Annotated in this window: 18 protein-coding genes and 2 tRNA genes; 14 read left to right on the top strand and 6 right to left on the bottom strand. The window is 35.3% G+C overall.

Annotated elements, in window-relative coordinates; all coding sequences use genetic code 11:
• Nucleotides 1–30: 30 nt before the first annotated feature.
• Nucleotides 31–468, top strand: a complete 438-nt coding sequence (locus B0A80_RS17960; RefSeq protein ID WP_089078192.1) for an META domain-containing protein — start codon at nt 31–33, stop codon at nt 466–468.
• A 57-nt stretch (nt 469–525) separates the two neighbouring features.
• Here the strand turns inward: B0A80_RS17960 and msrA are convergent, their stop codons facing one another.
• Nucleotides 526–1,152 (bottom strand): peptide-methionine (S)-S-oxide reductase MsrA, encoded by a 627-nt coding sequence (gene msrA / locus B0A80_RS17965; protein WP_208861494.1) that lies wholly within the window; start codon nt 1,150–1,152, stop codon nt 526–528.
• Nucleotides 1,153–1,160: 8 nt separating this feature from the next.
• A complete protein-coding gene (gene msrB, locus B0A80_RS17970; RefSeq protein ID WP_089078193.1) occupies nt 1,161–1,715 on the bottom strand; it encodes a peptide-methionine (R)-S-oxide reductase MsrB in 555 nt (184 codons plus the stop codon).
• Nucleotides 1,716–2,007: 292 nt separating this feature from the next.
• On the opposite strand from msrB, the gene idi reads away from it, so the two are divergent.
• From idi to B0A80_RS18005, 7 genes are all read left to right on the top strand, one after another.
• On the top strand, nt 2,008–2,535 hold the full coding sequence (gene idi, locus B0A80_RS17975) for an isopentenyl-diphosphate Delta-isomerase (protein ID WP_089078194.1): 528 nt from the start codon (nt 2,008–2,010) through the stop codon (nt 2,533–2,535).
• Nucleotides 2,536–2,557: 22 nt separating this feature from the next.
• Complete coding sequence (locus B0A80_RS17980) at nt 2,558–2,971, top strand: 6-pyruvoyl trahydropterin synthase family protein (protein WP_017494907.1); 414 nt, start codon at nt 2,558–2,560, stop codon at nt 2,969–2,971.
• Entirely contained in the window at nt 2,972–3,430 is a 459-nt protein-coding gene (locus B0A80_RS17985; protein ID WP_017494906.1) for a peroxiredoxin, read from the top strand.
• A 143-nt stretch (nt 3,431–3,573) separates the two neighbouring features.
• A complete protein-coding gene (locus B0A80_RS17990) occupies nt 3,574–3,840 on the top strand; it encodes a hypothetical protein (protein WP_017494905.1) in 267 nt (88 codons plus the stop codon).
• A 76-nt stretch (nt 3,841–3,916) separates the two neighbouring features.
• Nucleotides 3,917–3,990, top strand: a tRNA-Thr gene (locus B0A80_RS17995).
• Nucleotides 3,991–4,094: 104 nt separating this feature from the next.
• A tRNA-Thr gene (locus B0A80_RS18000) sits at nt 4,095–4,168 on the top strand.
• A gap of 423 nt (nt 4,169–4,591) precedes the next feature.
• Nucleotides 4,592–5,050: a hypothetical protein gene (locus tag B0A80_RS18005; protein WP_089078195.1), complete on the top strand. Its 459-nt coding sequence runs from the start codon at nt 4,592–4,594 to the stop codon at nt 5,048–5,050.
• A gap of 67 nt (nt 5,051–5,117) precedes the next feature.
• On the opposite strand, the gene B0A80_RS18010 is transcribed toward B0A80_RS18005, so the two are convergent.
• From B0A80_RS18010 to htpG, 3 genes are all read right to left on the bottom strand, one after another.
• The gene (locus B0A80_RS18010; protein ID WP_070907804.1) at nt 5,118–5,834 is read right to left on the bottom strand and encodes a DUF4369 domain-containing protein; all 717 of its coding nucleotides are present in this window, start codon (nt 5,832–5,834) and stop codon (nt 5,118–5,120) included.
• A 131-nt stretch (nt 5,835–5,965) separates the two neighbouring features.
• Nucleotides 5,966–6,796 (bottom strand): hypothetical protein, encoded by an 831-nt coding sequence (locus tag B0A80_RS18015; RefSeq protein WP_089078196.1) that lies wholly within the window; start codon nt 6,794–6,796, stop codon nt 5,966–5,968.
• 187 nt (nt 6,797–6,983) lie between these two features.
• A complete protein-coding gene (gene htpG / locus B0A80_RS18020) occupies nt 6,984–8,867 on the bottom strand; it encodes a molecular chaperone HtpG (protein WP_017494901.1) in 1,884 nt (627 codons plus the stop codon).
• A 204-nt stretch (nt 8,868–9,071) separates the two neighbouring features.
• Here htpG and B0A80_RS18025 point away from each other — a divergent pair, with 204 nt between their 5' ends.
• From B0A80_RS18025 to B0A80_RS18035, 3 genes are all read left to right on the top strand, one after another.
• Nucleotides 9,072–9,575 carry a lipocalin family protein gene (locus B0A80_RS18025; RefSeq protein WP_026109809.1) on the top strand — a complete coding sequence of 168 codons (504 nt, stop codon included), beginning with the start codon at nt 9,072–9,074 and terminating at the stop codon, nt 9,573–9,575.
• Between the two features lie 18 nt (nt 9,576–9,593).
• Nucleotides 9,594–10,289 carry an OmpA family protein gene (locus tag B0A80_RS18030; protein ID WP_017494899.1) on the top strand — a complete coding sequence of 232 codons (696 nt, stop codon included), beginning with the start codon at nt 9,594–9,596 and terminating at the stop codon, nt 10,287–10,289.
• A gap of 105 nt (nt 10,290–10,394) precedes the next feature.
• On the top strand, nt 10,395–11,345 hold the full coding sequence (locus B0A80_RS18035) for an ABC transporter ATP-binding protein (RefSeq protein ID WP_017494898.1): 951 nt from the start codon (nt 10,395–10,397) through the stop codon (nt 11,343–11,345).
• A gap of 97 nt (nt 11,346–11,442) precedes the next feature.
• Here B0A80_RS18035 and B0A80_RS18040 read toward each other — a convergent pair whose 3' ends face one another.
• Nucleotides 11,443–13,854 (bottom strand): S9 family peptidase, encoded by a 2,412-nt coding sequence (locus B0A80_RS18040; protein WP_089078197.1) that lies wholly within the window; start codon nt 13,852–13,854, stop codon nt 11,443–11,445.
• A 264-nt stretch (nt 13,855–14,118) separates the two neighbouring features.
• On the opposite strand from B0A80_RS18040, the gene B0A80_RS18045 reads away from it, so the two are divergent.
• From B0A80_RS18045 to B0A80_RS18055, 3 genes are all read left to right on the top strand, one after another.
• Complete coding sequence (locus B0A80_RS18045; protein WP_017494896.1) at nt 14,119–15,126, top strand: 3-oxoacyl-ACP synthase III family protein; 1,008 nt, start codon at nt 14,119–14,121, stop codon at nt 15,124–15,126.
• A gap of 396 nt (nt 15,127–15,522) precedes the next feature.
• A complete protein-coding gene (locus B0A80_RS18050; protein WP_089078198.1) occupies nt 15,523–15,846 on the top strand; it encodes a GIY-YIG nuclease family protein in 324 nt (107 codons plus the stop codon).
• Nucleotides 15,847–16,044: 198 nt separating this feature from the next.
• The gene (locus B0A80_RS18055; protein ID WP_089078199.1) at nt 16,045–16,716 is read left to right on the top strand and encodes a copper homeostasis protein CutC; all 672 of its coding nucleotides are present in this window, start codon (nt 16,045–16,047) and stop codon (nt 16,714–16,716) included.
• Nucleotides 16,717–17,038 lie beyond the last annotated feature (322 nt).

Genomic DNA, 17,038 nt, shown 5'->3' on the forward strand with positions numbered 1-17,038 from the left:
AGCAATTATAAATTTTTAAAATCCATTTTTATGAAAAAATACACATTTGCAGTCCTTTCGGTTTTAACTTTGTTGTTTTCTTCATGTTCGGTATCAAAATCTGTTTCAAGCGGAGATGATTTGTTTGGTACAAGCTGGGAATTAGAATATATCTCGGGACCAAGAATTGCGTTTAATGGATTGTATCCAAACAAAAAACCTCAAATTACTTTTGATAAAAAAGAAACGAAGGTTTATGGAAATAACGGATGCAATGGTTACAGTGCGACATATACTCTAAACGGAAAATCTTTGACCTTTGGAGAAGCCGGACCGACTACAATGATGTATTGTGATGGAGGAGGAGAACAAGTATTTCTAAAACAAATAAAACAAATTACAAGCTATAGCATTGATAAAGATGGAAAGCTAAATTTAATTCAGGGAGATATTCCAGTAATGAGATTTGAGAAAGTGGCTAAACAATAGTTTAAATGCAATATAGAAAAAGGGGAAATGATTTTTCATTTCCCCTTTTTTGTGCAATTATGCCTTTTGTTTATTTTTCAATTTATCCTTAAAAACCTTTTCAAATTTTTCTATTTTGGGCTGAATGACCATTTTGCAATACGGTTGGTTTTTGTTGTTGGCATAATAATTTTGGTGATAATCTTCGGCTTTATAAAAAACTTTAAAAGGGTCCACCTTTGTTACAATTGGACTGTTGTAGACTTTTGCTTTGTTAAGCTCTGTAATAATGCTTTCTGCGGCCTTTTTTTGTTCGTCATTTTTGTAAAAAATAACAGAACGATACTGAGTGCCAACATCAGCTCCTTGTCTGTTTAAAGTTGTTGGATCGTGAACGGTAAAGAAAACTTTGAAAATTTCATTGATATCCGTTACGTTTTTATCATAAGTAATCTGGACTACTTCGGCGTGACCTGTTGTTCCTGTGCAAACCTCTTCATAGGTTGGATTAGCGACTTTTCCGCCTGAAAAACCGGAGACTACAGATTTTACCCCCGCCAGATTTTCATAAACGGCTTCAACACACCAGTAGCAGCCTCCGCCAAGTGTAATTGTTTCCAGATTTGAGGAGTTTTTTGTTTTGCTGTTTTGTGCAAATCCATTTAAGGACAATGCAAACAGGCTAATTAAGAATAAGTTCTTCATTTTTAGTTTTATTTAGTATCGGGAATAAAGTCAAGTGCAATCGAATTCATGCAGTAGCGTTTTCCGGTTGGTGGAGGTCCGTCATCAAATAAATGACCTAAGTGCCCGCCGCAACGTCCGCATAGGGCTTCAATTCTTTCCATACCAAGAGAATTGTCATTTTTGTAAACAACACTTTTCTTGTTGTCTTGTTCGAAGAAACTGGGCCATCCGCAGCTGCTGGCAAATTTCGCTCCTGAGCGAAAAAGTTTATTGCCGCAGGAAGCACAATAATAAGTTCCTTTTTCGTCTGTTTTCCAGTATTTTCCGGTGAAAGGTCTTTCTGTATCCGCCTCACGCATTACGGCATATACATCTTCAGGGAGTACTTTTTTCCATTCGGCATTGCTGACGTTGAGTTTTGTTGTGTCGGTATTGGAATAATAAGGATTTCCGGGCTTGCTAATTTTGTTTTCCATGGCCGTCGTTGTTGTATTTTGCTTTTTTGTATTTTGTCCGCATGCTTGTAGAATAAAGAGCGGAATTAAAAAGCAAAGGCCGAGAAATTGAGTTTTTGTTTTCATTGTTAGGAGTGCTTTAATTCTGTATTTCAAAGATACGGCTAGATTTCGCCTGGAAATGTCGCGTAGTTTACAATTCAGATTTTTTTAAGTATGTTTTAACTTTTATTATTTACGTAAAACAAAGGAATTCAGTTTTAGGGCTTGTATTTAAAGAGTTTTGAAGATTAATTGGTTTGTATTTTATTGATAACTAGTTTCTTGTGTTATTGTAAGCTCGTTAAACTTTTCACAATCTCTTTCAGGATTTTCAAGCCATTTCTTTTTTCGTATTTTTGTTTGATCAATAAGCCCTATGACAGAAGAAAACGTAATACTAGTAAACCAACAGGATGAACAAATTGGCTTAATGCCAAAATTGGAAGCACATGAAAAAGCGATGTTGCATCGTGCTTTTTCGGTTTTTGTCTTAAATGATAAGAATGAAATAATGTTGCAGCAACGTGCTCATCAAAAATATCACTCACCTTTACTCTGGACAAATACATGCTGTAGTCATCAGCGTGAAGGAGAGACAAATGTCCAGGCCGGGAGCAGGAGACTTTTTGAGGAAATGGGGTTTAAGACAGACTTAAAGGAACTCTTTCATTTTATTTATAAAGCTCCTTTTGATAATGGCTTGACAGAACACGAGCTCGATCACGTTATGATTGGGTATTTTAATGATGATCCCGCTATCAATACAGACGAAGTGGAGGATTGGAAATGGATGAAAATAGAAGATGTAAAAGAAGATATTCAACAACAGCCCGAAATTTATACCGTATGGTTTAAAATAATATTTGATGAATTTTATCATTATTTAGAAGACCATAAACTTTAAACTAAACCAACCACCAACCAAAATGAAAGTAACCATATCAAGAAAAGCACATTTTAATGCTGCACATCGATTGTACAGGAAAGATTGGACATTTGAAAAAAACGATGCCGTTTTTGGAAAATGCAATAACCCCAATTTTCATGGTCATAATTATGGTTTAACAGTAAGTGTTACAGGAAAAATTGACCCCGAAACCGGTTTTGTTCTGGATGTGAAAGTATTAGCGGATATCATACGTGAAGAAGTAGAGATTCCGTTCGATCACAAAAACCTGAATCTGGATGTTCCGGAATTTCAGGATTTGAATCCAACAGCAGAGCATATTGCTGTTGTGATATGGAATAAAATTAAAAAGAGAATTCAACCCGATTTTGATTTAGAAATTGTTTTGAATGAAACCGACCGCAATTTTGTAACTTATAAAGGAGAAGAATAAATGTCATTAAAAATAGGAGATATAGTTCCGAATTTTACTGCTAAAGATAATCATGGAGAAGTTTTCGAAAGCCAAAGTGTTTTGGGACGAAAGCCGCTCGTGATTTATTTTTACCCAAAAGACAATACACCGGGATGTACGACAGAAGCTTGTAGTTTTAGAGATCAATACGAAGATTTCAAGGACTTGGGTGCCGAAGTTATTGGTATAAGCAGCGATACTGTAAAATCGCATCATAAATTTGCCAATAAACATCAATTGCCTTTTATATTATTGTCTGATCAGGATAAAAAATTGCGACATCTTTTTGGGGTGCGTAATACACTATTTGGTCTTTTGCCGGGAAGAGTTACTTATATTATCGATAAGAATGGAGTAGTTATTCTGATTTTTGATAGTATGAATGCAGAAAAACACATTCAGAAAGCAATGGAAACGATTAAAGAGCTGGTGTTGTAGAGTAGAAAAGGTATTAGTTTCGAACTGAGACAAATGCATTTCTTTTAAATGGAAATGCTTCAATTTTAGAAATTTACATTTCATAGCGCGTAATAAAAAGATTATATGTACTTTTGCAGTCGCAAATTTAAATTAAAATAAAAATGGCAAACGTTAAAAACTTAAAGAAAGATATCAATTTCGTATTAGGAGATATTATTGAGGCAATTTACTTATTTGAAATGTCAACAACAGGAAATCCTACCCCTGAAACGAATGCTTTGGTTGATCAGGCTATCGCTGCATTTGATACTTTGATCACAAAAGTAAACGCTAAGAATGTTGAAAACAAAAAAGCGCACTTCAAACAAATCAATGTTGAGTTGGAAGAAACTGCTAATCAATTGATTGCTAAAATCAACGAATTGTAAGCAAAAAAAGTATAAAAAAAGTGCAAATTTATTTTGGGAAAACGAAAAACCGCTCTATATTTGCACCCGTATTGAGGCCGATGTAGCTCAGCTGGCTAGAGCAGCTGATTTGTAATCAGCAGGTCGTGGGTTCGAGTCCCTCTATCGGCTCAACATAAAACCACCTACTTTGTGGGTGGTTTTTTTACCAAAAAAAGTGGTAAAATTATTTTGGAAAATATAAAAAACTATTGTAGTTTTGCACGCGTTAAAAGGCCGATGTAGCTCAGCTGGCTAGAGCAGCTGATTTGTAATCAGCAGGTCGTGGGTTCGAGTCCCTCTATCGGCTCAAAAACCATTCACATTTTGTGAGTGGTTTTTTTTTTTTGCTCCAAAGTGAAATCTGTCTAGATTGGTGTTTTCGTGAAACGAATCTGCATATGGTTTTTTAACCGCAAAGAGCGCAAGGTTTTACGCAAAGTACACGGGTGTAATATTCTTTAGAATAAAAATCCGTGCAGATCCGCGTTTTCGTGAAACGAATCTGTGTAATCCGTGGGCTTTTTTTTCTAACCCTAAAGAGAGCAAGGTTTTGTGTAAAGTATGCAGGTGTAGTTATTGGAAGTGTCTACAAGAAATCTGTTCGAAATTCGCTGGGAATTAAGAGAAATACCCTAGAAGCTATCTTTTTTGTATCTGACTTATTTTTGATGGAGATGTTTGTAATGCTATTTTTCTTATGTTTGTTGCTTAACCAAAAAACATATTAATAATGGAAGAAACATCAGTTTTTGAAAAATTTGAATTGCAGCTTGACCAAACTGCTAAAGACTTTTTAAAGGAAACCGCCAAATGGGCTTATTTCCTGTCTATTTTAGGATTCGTAGGAATTGGGTTGATGGTTTTAATTGCCGTTTTTGCAGGAACTATCTTTTCGGCTATGGGAAATAGTATGGTGGGAATGGGAGGTCTTGGAGGCTCTTTTGGAGCGTTAATGGGGTTCTTTTATGTTTTTATTGCGGCGGTCTATTTCTTTCCGGTTTATTATTTGTACAAGTTTGCTGTAAATACAAAAAGAGCTTTTAGAGAGAACGATTCAGAGTTGTTGACCAGTTCTCTGGGCTATCTGAAATCACACTATAAATTCATAGGCATTTTCATGCTGGCTATTCTTGCTTTATACGGACTTATATTTGTATTTGGAATTTTGGGTGCTCTGCTTGGAAGATAAGAAGTAAAAAGATGAAATTTGATATAAAAAAAATGTCCTGATTATTCAGGACATTTTTTGTTGGATTTTATTTTTGCTGCTCTTTCTTGATATCGGCAACGTATTTTGTTAGTTTCTTACCGTATAATGAATTGGCTACTTTTGGCGTCATTGATTTCTGAATCGTATCCAAAAATTTAATATTGATATCGTAAATCTCAGCTAAAGCGATATAAGGAGCGATTTCATGATCTTTGTTGTTTAGAGCAAAGTTAGTAGCGTATAAATACTTTCTTTTGATGTTAGATTCCTGTTTGACGTTAATACTGTCAATGGCTTTCTGATCCTTTCTTTTTACGGCTTTAAATCTCGATTCTACCATAGCAAGGCTTTCTTCATTGAAACGAGAATTTATCTTTTTGTATTCATCGTATAATTCCTGATTTTTAGATCCTGTAATTTTTGCACCATAAATAAAGTTATCCAGGTTCGTGTCGATGTTGATATTTCCGGGTTCTGCGAAAAACATAACATTGTTGTCCAGTGAGTTGGTTACTCCACGATCCAGGAATAAATATAACATTTCAGGAGATTCCAGTTTTATATTTGTTTCAAATGCAGAATTTCCGTCTATTTTAATGCTGTCAATAGCAACAAGTGATGTGTCAACGATTTTCTGAATATATAAAGTTCCGTTTTTTAATCCTTTTATATTTCCTGTAAGGTGCAAACCGTCAGTTGATTCTTTTTTGCTGCATGATGCCAATAGGGCAAGAGTAACAAAAGCAATAATTGATTTTTTCATTGGTTTTTTAGATTTTGCTGCAAAATAAAGAAAATAGTTTGAATGTACGTAGTGGCATTTAAATTTTGCGAAAAAATAAATCCCAATCTATTTCTAAATTGGGATTTGATATTTTTGGGAATTAAAGAGTATTACATGGAGAGATTAAATGTAGTTCCGTTTTGGTTTGTGAACGTAAATTTTTTGTCGCAATCATTGTTGCCATAATCAACTACTCCGTTTAGTAAATTACTTTGAACTTTCAGTTTTCCTTTGGAAATAAAATCGCAAGTATATTTTTTAATCAATGATTCCTGAACGGTTAAGGTCAATACAGCTCCGTTTGAATTGGTAATGGTGTGGTTTCCTTCAGTCATTTCATACGTATTGTCTTCCAGAACATAAGGAGTGTCGACACCTGCGGTTTGTTTTACAGTCCAGCTTCCTGAGTTAAGATAAACTCTGCCTTCTAAATCAGTGAACTTTCCGTTGGTCACTTTTCGGCTCCATTGTGGTACAGTTGCCACAGTTGTTGTGTTGGTGTATTCTATTGTTCCTTCCAATTTTATGCCATTAAAAGAATAGTCGATTCTTTCGATGGTTATTTTGCTTCCGGTAGTAATTATCGGTCCTGAAAGCGTGATTTTTAATTTTCCTTTTCTGTTGATCAGATTGTCGGTACATCCGGTTCCGTAATCAACTGTGGAAACTTTAGGATAAGAGGTTGGGCTTTGTTGTGTAATTGTAATTGCACCACAGATTCCCGGTGTTGTTTCGTCTGATTTTGCTGAGGAGGTGTTTTTTGTTGTAACAATTAACCCGGTTTTAATGTCCATATCATTTATGGCATCGATGGTAAGTGAAGCTCCAACTGACGTGACATCAGATTCAGATTGGTTTTTTGTGTCGTCATTGCTCGAACAGGAAACTTGTGTTAGTGTTGTTGTGCAAATGGTTAGAAGTAAAAATACTGTCTTTTTCATAGTAGTTTTTGTTTTTTGATTAGATTAAAAGGCAATCAAATGTAACGAAAAAAATGAAATGCAGTAAAAAAATCAATTGGATTCAAAGAAGCTTGATTGAGGGCTGTTTTTTCTAAAAGTAAAAAGCCCTGCAAGTTTATTTGCAGGGCCTAAATTCTAATTTTGAAAACTTGTATTGCTAAAAGTTTTATTTAATCATTTCAAAACTTCTTTTTACGAAAGCGGTTAAAGCTTCTCCTTTTAATAAGTTTTGTGACAATTTAGCTAAGTCTAAAGCTTGTTTTACCAAGTGTTCCTGATGTGTCTTGTCTTCTGTGTTCAGGATGCTTGACGCTAAGTCTGAATTGGTGTTTACAATCAAATTGTACATTTCCGGCATGTTACCCATTCCGAACATTCCGCCACCACCTGACTGACTCATTTCTTTCATTCTTCGCATGAATTCAGGTTGCGTGATGATAAATGGAGCTGCCTGACTGTCCATTGCTTCCAATTGTACAGAGTATGCTTTAGGGATGTAAGTTTCTAAAGAAGTTTTTAATGTTTCTTTTTCTTCATCCGATAATTTCGAAATAGTGTTTTCTTCTTTCTTGATTAAATTATCAATGTGATCAGAGTCTACACGTACAAAAGTTAAACCGCTATTGTCGCCTTCAATTTTTTGAATTAAATGTGAGATAATAGGTGAGTCTAGAAGTAATACTTCATATCCTTTTTCTTTTGCTGTTTCAATATAAGAATGCTGTGCATCTTTGTTTCCGGCATAAAGAACGATCAGTTTTCCGTCTTTGTCGGTTTGATTTTCTTTTAATTTTTCTTTTAATTCTTCCAGCGTAAAGTAGGTATCGTCAACTGTTGGGTACAACACAAACGCACCGGCTTTTTCGTAGAATTTATCTTCAGAAAGCATTCCGTATTCTAACACGATTTTAATGTCGTTCCATTTTTGTTCAAAATCAGCACGATTTTCATTGAACAAAGCTTTTAGTTTATCGGCTACTTTACGAGTGATGTAGTTTGAGATCTTTTTAACCGCACCATCAGCTTGTAATCCTGAACGGGAAACGTTCAATGGAATATCCGGTGAATCAATAACACCTTTTAACATCGTTAAAAATTCAGGTACAATTCCTTCTACGTTATCTGTAACGTAAACCTGGTTTTGGTACAATTGAATTTTGTCTTTTTGAATCTGCATGTCCGAACCTAATTTGGGGAAATACAAGATTCCGGTTAAGTTAAAAGGATAGTCTACATTTAAGTGAATGTTGAACAACGGCTCCTCAAACTGCATTGGGTATAATTCTCTGTAGAAGTTTTTGTAGTCTTCGTCAGATAATTCAGTTGGTTGTTTCGTCCATGCCGGATTTGGATTGTTGATGATGTTGTCGATTTCAACTGTTTCATTTACATAATCTTCAGGAGCATCTTCCGGTTTTGGAAGTGTTTCTGTTCTGGTTCCAAATTTAATTGGCACAGGCATAAACTTGTTGTACTTATTCAATAATCCACTGATTTTTGAATCTTCTAAAAATTCAAGAGAATCTTCAGCAATGTGCAGGATGATTTCAGTACCACGTGAAGTTTTATCAGCTGGTTCTAAAGTAAATTCAGGGCTTCCGTCACATGTCCAGTGTGCTGCAGGTTCATCTTTGTATGATTTTGTAATGATTTCTACTTTTTCTGCAACCATAAAGGCAGAATAAAAACCAAGACCAAAGTGACCAATAATTCCTGAATCTTTAGCAGAATCTTTGTATTTGTCAAGGAATTCTTCAGCCCCTGAAAAAGCAACCTGATTGATGTATTTTTCCACTTCGTCAGCAGTCATTCCAAGACCCTGATCGATAATATGGATTTTTTTTCCTTCTTTGTCTACTTTGATTTCGATAACCGGATTTCCGTATTCTACTTTAGCTTCGCCAATACTAATAAGATGTTTTAGTTTTAAAGTAGCGTCAGTTCCGTTGGAAACAAGCTCACGTAAGAAAATTTCGTGATCGCTGTATAAGAATTTTTTGATTAAGGGAAAGATGTTTTCTACTGAAACATTAATTTTACCTGTTGTCATATTTTTTTATTTTTTAGTTTAATGTGATGATTTTCATTTCTTCAAATAGAATACCAATTGTTTTTTGGGTGACAAAATGGCGTAAGTGTTAATTTTGAAAGAAAATAATTAGATTCTGAAACCCGAGATATCCCTTTGAATTGTATCTTTGTGGTATAATAATTGTTAAACGTGTCAGTATTAACTCTAAAAAAAATGTACAAAATGAAGAAAATTATTTTCATTTGCATGATGGCCGCGATGTTTTTTGCGTGTAAATCAGCTTCGTCTACAACAGCTTCAAATGGAGCACCCACACTATCGACTAAACTTGACAGACCTACTCAGGTAGCTATTAAAGGAAATTGGGTTTTAACCAATGTTTCTTATCCCGGTTCTGAATATATCAAGGTAAATTCTTTTGATCTTGCAGATTCTAAATGCTTCATCGGAAGTACGTGGAATTTCATTTCAAACAACAACAAAGGATCAATGGCTTTGACAGCAGCAAGCTGCACCGGATTTAATTCACCAATTGTTTGGAGTGTTAATAATCAGGGAATGTTTGTTCTTAAAATTTTGGATGCTGGAATAAAAGCTAAAAAGGTAAGAGATGGATACCTATTAAAAGTTGCAGGTTTGACTGATAATTCATTTCAGTTGATCGATAACATTAACGTAGGTGGACAAACAAAAGATGTAGTGTACCAATTTCAAAGAGCCAATTAAAAATAAAAATATAGAAAGATGAGAAAGATAACCGTTTTAAGTTTGAGTTGTTTGCTAGTATTAGCAAGTTTTTTTACAAGCTGTGATTCAGTAAAAAATGCAAATAACACACAAAAAGGTGCCGGAATTGGAGTAGTTGCGGGTGGTATTATAGGTGCTGTTTTAGGAAATAACCTAGGAAAAGGTGGAAATGCTGCTTTGGGAGCTGCAATTGGAGCTGCTGTAGGTGGAGGAACCGGTGCTCTTATTGGAAACAAAATGGACAAACAAGCCCGTGAAATTGATCAGGCTTTACCAGGTGCAAACGTAGAAAGAGTAGGAGAAGGAATTCACTTAACTTTAAATGAAAATGCAGTACGTTTTGATACTAATAAATCTACTTTGACGCCTCAGGCTAAAGCAAATTTAGATAAATTGGTACCAGTATTTAACGAGTATGGAGATACTGATATTCAAATTTTTGGATATACTGATAATACAGGAAGACCAGAATACAATTTGACACTTTCAGGACAAAGAGCTGCTTCGGTACAGGCTTATTTAGTTTCAAAAGGATTAAAATCAAGCCGTTTTAAAACTTCAGGTTTAGGTATTGTTGATCCAATTGCGACAAACGACACACCAGAAGGAAGAGCACAAAACCGTCGTGTAGAGTTTTCTATCACTGCAAACGACAAAATGGTAAATGATGCTAAAGCTCAGGCTGGAAAATAGTTTCAAACTACAATAAAATTTCTTAAAAGCTGTTTCATAATTGAAGCAGCTTTTTTTTGACTTTAGAAATTAAACATTGTAAATTTGGACTTTCAAATATAACCCATGCTCGACATTCAAAATATCTCTTTTTCGTACACCGAAAACCCTGTTATAAAAAACGTTTCTTTTACCATAAATAAAGGTGAGAATATTGCCATTATTGGTGAAAGCGGCTGCGGGAAAAGTACACTTTTAAAACTTATGTACGGCTTGTACAACCTGGATGAAGGCAAGATTTTTTATAATGAGAAGCCTATTTTAGGACCAAAGTACAATTTGATTCCCGGAATGCCATTTATGAAATATCTGGCTCAGGATTTTGATTTGTCTCCTTATGAAACAGTTGCGGAGAATGTTGGGAAGTTTCTTTCGAATGGTTTTGCAAATATGAAAAAACTGCGCGTTCAGGAATTATTGGAGATGGTCGAAATGGAGCAGTTTTCGAACGTGAAAGCTAAATTTTTGAGTGGTGGTCAGCAGCAGAGAGTGGCGCTGGTGAGAGTTTTAGCTTTAGAGCCTGAGGTGATTTTACTGGATGAACCCTTCAGTCAAATTGATGCTTTTAGAAAAAATGCATTACGCCGAAACTTATTTCGCTATTTGAAACAAAAAGGAATTACCTGTATTATTGCTACACACGATAGTACAGATGCTTTGTCATTTGCCGATGAAGCCATTGTGATGCGTAACGGAGAAGTTATTATTAAGGACAATCCAACAAAAATTTACGAAGATCCTGAAACGAAATATGTAGCCTCGCTTTTTGGAGAGGTAAACGAAGTTCCTACACATTTGTTGGTTCCGTATGAAGATCAAATGCATAAAACTTTGGTGTATCCGCATCAGTTTAAAATGGTTACCGAGTCTAATTTGCCGGTAAAAATCAGAAGAACTTATTTTAGGGGGAATCACTATCTCATCGAAACGGTTTATAAAAGACAATTAATCTTTTTTGAAAGTGAAATTGACCTTCCGCTTGAACAGGAAATATTTTTAGGTTTGAACTATTTATAAAATAAAAGCCATAAACTAATCGATTAAGTTTATGGCTTTTTTTATTATTAAACCGGACAGGTTTTTAAAATCTGTCCGGTTTGCTTTTTGTAGTGATTTAGTTTTTCAGATATTTTTCTAAAAACTGATCTTGTTCCCAAAGCAAGTGTAAAATGTTTTCTTTGGCAACATAACTATGTGCTTCTTTCGGCAGGATAACCATTCTTGCAGTCGCTCCTAAGCCTTTCAAAGCCTGGTAGTAACGCTCTGTTTGTAAAGTAAAAGTTCCCGGATTATTGTCGGCCTCACCATGAACTAACAAAAGAGGTGTTTTCATTTTGTCGGCATTCATAAAAGGAGACATTTTAGTATACACTTCCGGAACTTCCCAGTAATTACGTTGTTCTGTTTGAAATCCAAAAGGAGTCAGCGTTCTGTTATAAGCACCGCTTCGGGCGATTCCACAAGCAAAAAGGTTGGAGTGAGTCAGTAAGTTGGCAGTCATAAAAGCACCATACGAGTGACCTCCAATCGCTACTTTTTTACGGTTAATATATCCCAAAGCATCAACAGCATCAATTGCAGCTTCTGCATTGGCTACCAATTGTGGCATAAAATTATCATTAGGCTCAGTCGTTCCTTCACCAATGATAGGGAAAGCGGCATCATCAAGAACAACATATCCTTTAGTTACCCAATACACAAACGATCCGTAATAAGGAGTTGTGAATTCATTTGAATTTTGAGTCGATTGTCCGGCACTGTTTCTGTCTTTGTACTCAGCTGGATAAGCCCAGATTAATAAAGGTAACTTTTCTTTTTTTGCTTTGTCGTAACCGGCTGGTAAATATAAAGTTCCTGAAAGTTCAAGACCATCTTTACGCTTGTATTTGATCACTTCCTTACTCACATTTTTAATGCTTTCAAACGGATTTTTGAAAGAAGTAATTGGTGTTAAGCTGTTTTGTTTTTTGATATTTCTAAAGTAGTAATTCGGATATTCACTCTTAGACTGAATTTGTACTAAAACTTTCCCCGATTTAAAATCTTCAATTTCAAGTAAATCTTCTTTTTTGTCTTTGTATGGTGAAGTATAAATACGTTTAGATTGTAATGTTTTTAGATTGAATTCATCAATAAAAGGAAATTGTCCTTCTTTCGTATATCCATCTCCGATACGATAAGCGTTGTCTTTTTCAATCGCCAGAACATATTTGTTGTATTCGTTCTTTCTGGTTTCGAAAACTCCCGGATCTGAGTAAACATCTTGTTGGTTTCTGTCTGTAATTACTTTTGGCTGTTGAGCCGGGTTTGCAGGATTGATCAAGTAGGTTTTGGTATTACGAGTGTCGTACCATTGATCTGTTAGAAAAGCTACATTGTCATTACCCCATGTTATATCGGCATAACGTTGCGGTACTTTTGTTAAAGAGGTTGCCTCACTTGTAAAAGGAGCGTTCCAAAGAAAAACTTCGTCTCTAAAATCAACCTTATTGGCAGGATCACCTTCATCTAAAGCTACAACATAAGATAAGGTTGCAGGTTTATCATTTCTCCATGCCATTTCTCTTTTTCCTTTTCGAACAGCCATAAAACCTTTTGGCATTAATTCGCTTAACGGAACTTCATTAACTATTTTGATCTCTTTTCCTCTCGCATCATAAACAATCGTTCTGGATGGGAATCGGTACAAAGGAACTACGTAAGAAAATGGTTTTTGAATCGTGGTCAGCATAATAAAATTACCGTCTGGCGAAATTCTTTCTCCGTAATACATTGCAGCTTCTTTAAACAATGTAGCATTTCCATTAAGATTAACTTTGTACAGTTCAGAAGTGGTGATGTTTTCAAAATTAATTTCGTCACTTTGATTTTTCAACATATCAGGAAACGTTCTGTTTTGAGATTTTGTTCCTGCTGTATTAGAGATAATTGGACCAGTTGGTAAATCATTTTTAGGATCCAATAATGGTTTTCTGTTTTTTGGAAGCATTTTTACCAAAATAGTCTCATTGTCTAAGAACCAGCTAAACGGATTTCCTAAATTGGCATTAACAGTTGCCTCGGTAAGTTTTGTTGCTTTTGCAGTTTCAACATCCAGAAACCAAAGTTCGACACCAGAACTTGTGGTGTGAGAGAATAATATTTTTTTATCATTCGGAGACCAAAGGATGTTACTTATTTTTGGATTTTGAGGTAATCCTGAAACCTGAACCTCTTCTTTACCGCTAATTTTTCTTAGCTTTAAATTCGTTGTATAAGTTACAGAGCTGGAAATATTTGTTACCGGATTAATTCTTAAACCTCCTAAGCGAAGTTCGTCCTGGTTTAGATCATCGAGTGTTTTATATGTACTTCTGTACATTAATAGCATATTCTCCTTTTTTGTATCCATTGATACGGTAGGAGCTTTTTCGTAATCGGCTAAATCTAAGATAGATTTTGATGGTTTTTGGTAAGTGAGATTTTCTTGTGCAAAGGCAAAAAAGCCAATGTTAAGAAATAACAGTAATGTAACCTTTAATTTCATAATTTGAATTTTAGGAGTTTAGAGTTTGGTATTCCTATATGTTTGACTAAAATACTTCAAACTTGTTACATTTTAGGTGTTATTTTTGATACTTTTCACATTTTTCAGGCAAATAATGTTTTTTCAGAATATAAACTGTCAGAATCCTATTTATAATTAAAGTATATTGAATTGCCAATTACGAAAAAAACACTAATTTGGACGTTAATGTTTTAAAGTATACTTAAATTTGCATTACAATTTTTTAACAAATAATAAAACAATATGTATCATTCAAAAATAGCGGGCTTAGGATATTATGTCCCTTCAAATGTTGTGACCAACGATGATTTGTCTAAGATAATTGATACCAATGACGAATGGATTCAGGAGAGAACTGGAATTCAAGAGCGTAGACATATTATTCGTGGGGAAGATACCACAACTACAATGGGTGTAAAAGCAGCTAAAATTGCTATAGAACGTTCTGGTGTAGCCAAAGAAGATATTGATTTTGTAGTTTTTGCTACCTTAAGTCCGGATTATTATTTTCCAGGACCTGGAGTTTTGGTACAGCGTGATTTAGGATTACGTACTGTAGGAGCACTGGATGTTAGAAATCAATGTTCTGGTTTTGTTTATGCATTGTCGGTTGCCGATCAGTACATTAAAACCGGAATGTATAAAAATATCCTGGTAATTGGTTCAGAAGTACATTCAACAGGACTGGATATGACTACTCGTGGCCGTGGAGTTTCGGTAATTTTTGGAGATGGCGCAGGAGCGGCAGTTGTAAGCCGTGAAGAAGATTTGACAAAAGGAATCTTATCAACACATTTGCATTCGGAAGGACAGCATGCTGAAGAATTAGCTCTGCAGGCACCAGGAATGGGAGCGCGCTGGGTAACCGATATTATAGCAGATAATGATCCTAACGATGAGAGTTATTATCCGTACATGAATGGACAGTTTGTATTTAAAAATGCTGTGGTTCGTTTTGCTGAAGTTATCAATGAAGGATTAGAAGCAAATGGTTTACAGGTTTCAGATATTGATATGTTGATTCCTCACCAGGCGAATTTAAGAATTTCACAATTCATTCAAAATAAATTCAAATTGAGTGACGATCAGGTACATAATAATATTCAGAAATACGGAAATACTACTGCAGCCTCTATTCCGATTGCTTTGACTGAAGCTTGGGAACAAGGAAAAATCAAATCAGGTGATACAGTTGTTTTGGCTGCTTTTGGTAGTGGTTTTACCTGGGCAAGTGCGATCATTAAGTGGTAAATTAATTCATCTTGCATTATATTTCATAACCTGCTCCTTTTTAGAGCAGGTTTTTTTGTGCCTTGTATTGTCCGGCTGAGCGGAGTCGAAGGTTTTGCAGTTTGTGAGCCTTCGACTTCGCTCAGGGTGACACTCGGGTTCTATTTTTAGCCTTTTGTCTTCTACAACTACTGTCCGGCTGAGCGGAGTCGAAGCCTTTACGGTTTGTGAGCCTTTGACTTCGCTCAGGATGACACTCGGATTCTATTTATAGTCTTTTTTTCTCATACCGTTACTGTCCGGCTGAGCGGAGTCGAAGCCCACGTTCCAATAGGCAAATCAATAATATTATAAGTACATCATTTTTTTAAAAGATTTTTCTTACTTTTAATTGGATTTAATTGAAAGATATATTTTATGAAATTGTATTATGTCTATATTTTGAAATGTTCTGATAATAGTTATTACACCGGAGTCACAAATAATATTGAAAGAAGATTCGATGAGCATAAGTCGGGTTTAAATAAGGGGTGTTATACTTTTAATAGAAGACCTTTAGAGCTAGTTTTTTATACTGATTTTAATTATGTGCTTCAGGCCATTTCATTCGAAAAACAAGTAAAGGGTTGGAGTAGAAAAAAGAAAGAAGCTATTATAAACGATAGATGGGATGATTTAAAACAACTGGCTGAATGTCTAAATGAAACGAGCCATAAGAACCACGTTAATAAGAAACTTTAGTGGTAAATAAGCCTTCGACTCCACTCAGGGTGACACTCGGATCTATTTATAGCCTTTTACCTTCTACAATTACTGTCCGGCTGAGCGGAGTCGAAGCCTTTATGGTTGCTCTAACCTTTGATTTGCTTTGATCGTTCAGTTTTTAATTTATATTTTTGTTTGGCGTCATTAAGCTGGTGCCACTTTTAAATCAATCAAATGAAAAAAAATCAACTGGAGATAGCCTGTTTCAATTACGAATCGGCGATAATTGCACAAGACAATGGAGCAGACAGAATCGAATTATGCGATGATATGCGACTTGGCGGGACAACGCCAAATTTGATAACAGCAGAAAGAGTTCGGGAAAAACTAACCATTAAAATGCACGTTATTATCCGGCCTCGTGGTGGTGATTTTGTTTATACAGAAGAAGAGTTTCTGGAAATGAAACAAGATATTAAACAACTTAAAGCACTGGGAGTTGATGGTTTTGTTTTCGGGATTTTAAATCAGGATGGCAGTATAAACAAAGAACAGAATCTGGAACTGGTACAATTGGCCAGTCCGCTTTCCTGTACTTTTCATCGTGCTTTTGATGTGGTGAATTCGATCGAACAAGGATTGGAAGAGGTAATTGCATGTGGTTTTCAAACGATACTGACTTCAGGACGTGGGAAGAATGTTGAAGAAGGAATTTTTGATTTGGCAATGATTCAGAAATTAGCGGGTGACCGAATTGAAATTATGCCCGGAGGAGGTTTGCGCTCTTCAAACATTAAATTACTTCAGGAAAAATTGCAGCCTACTTTTTATCACTCGTCTGCGATTACAGATCAGACAGAAACGGCAAATCCTGAAGAAATAAAAGAATTAAAAAACTTCCTGTAAACGGAAGCTATAAAATAAAAGTCGGGTTTTAAAGGCAGGGTTACGTTCGGACAAATGTTATGTTTTTTAAAGCCACAGATTAGATAGATTAAAATGATTCCTTAAATATTTTTTTTTGAATGAAATATCTTGTATTTGATGTACGAATCAATATAAGAGAATTTTCAAGATTAATTTATGTAATTTAGTAATCAAAGATAAGACCTGGTGGAGAGCGGGTGCAAGTTCCGTACTATACAAGTTCTCTTGTTGGTTCGCAGCATCATCAGGCCTCTTTTTAAAAATATCTGTTAGATGAAATTTTTAAAGCCACAGATTAGAT

Origin of the sequence: Flavobacterium tructae (assembly GCF_002217475.1) — a bacterium.
Classification (GTDB): Bacteria; Bacteroidota; Bacteroidia; order Flavobacteriales; family Flavobacteriaceae; genus Flavobacterium; species Flavobacterium tructae.

Excerpts from the sequence above, each read along its gene's own strand:
- htpG (WP_017494901.1), bottom strand. The coding sequence starts at position 8,867 with ATGACAACAGGTAAAATTAATGTTTCAGTAGAAAACATCTTTCCCTTA.
- B0A80_RS18035 (WP_017494898.1), top strand. The coding sequence starts at position 10,395 with ATGCTCGACATTCAAAATATCTCTTTTTCGTACACCGAAAACCCTGTT.
- B0A80_RS17960 (WP_089078192.1), top strand. The coding sequence starts at position 31 with ATGAAAAAATACACATTTGCAGTCCTTTCGGTTTTAACTTTGTTGTTT.
- msrB (WP_089078193.1), bottom strand. The coding sequence starts at position 1,715 with ATGAAAACAAAAACTCAATTTCTCGGCCTTTGCTTTTTAATTCCGCTC.
- B0A80_RS18010 (WP_070907804.1), bottom strand. The coding sequence starts at position 5,834 with ATGAAAAAATCAATTATTGCTTTTGTTACTCTTGCCCTATTGGCATCA.
- B0A80_RS18055 (WP_089078199.1), top strand. The coding sequence starts at position 16,045 with ATGAAAAAAAATCAACTGGAGATAGCCTGTTTCAATTACGAATCGGCG.
- B0A80_RS18045 (WP_017494896.1), top strand. The coding sequence starts at position 14,119 with ATGTATCATTCAAAAATAGCGGGCTTAGGATATTATGTCCCTTCAAAT.
- B0A80_RS18025 (WP_026109809.1), top strand. The coding sequence starts at position 9,072 with ATGAAGAAAATTATTTTCATTTGCATGATGGCCGCGATGTTTTTTGCG.
- idi (WP_089078194.1), top strand. The coding sequence starts at position 2,008 with ATGACAGAAGAAAACGTAATACTAGTAAACCAACAGGATGAACAAATT.
- B0A80_RS18015 (WP_089078196.1), bottom strand. The coding sequence starts at position 6,796 with ATGAAAAAGACAGTATTTTTACTTCTAACCATTTGCACAACAACACTA.
- msrA (WP_208861494.1), bottom strand. The coding sequence starts at position 1,152 with ATGAAGAACTTATTCTTAATTAGCCTGTTTGCATTGTCCTTAAATGGA.
- B0A80_RS17990 (WP_017494905.1), top strand. The coding sequence starts at position 3,574 with ATGGCAAACGTTAAAAACTTAAAGAAAGATATCAATTTCGTATTAGGA.
- B0A80_RS18040 (WP_089078197.1), bottom strand. The coding sequence starts at position 13,854 with ATGAAATTAAAGGTTACATTACTGTTATTTCTTAACATTGGCTTTTTT.
- B0A80_RS17980 (WP_017494907.1), top strand. The coding sequence starts at position 2,558 with ATGAAAGTAACCATATCAAGAAAAGCACATTTTAATGCTGCACATCGA.
- B0A80_RS18005 (WP_089078195.1), top strand. The coding sequence starts at position 4,592 with ATGGAAGAAACATCAGTTTTTGAAAAATTTGAATTGCAGCTTGACCAA.
- B0A80_RS17985 (WP_017494906.1), top strand. The coding sequence starts at position 2,972 with ATGTCATTAAAAATAGGAGATATAGTTCCGAATTTTACTGCTAAAGAT.
- B0A80_RS18030 (WP_017494899.1), top strand. The coding sequence starts at position 9,594 with ATGAGAAAGATAACCGTTTTAAGTTTGAGTTGTTTGCTAGTATTAGCA.
- B0A80_RS18050 (WP_089078198.1), top strand. The coding sequence starts at position 15,523 with ATGAAATTGTATTATGTCTATATTTTGAAATGTTCTGATAATAGTTAT.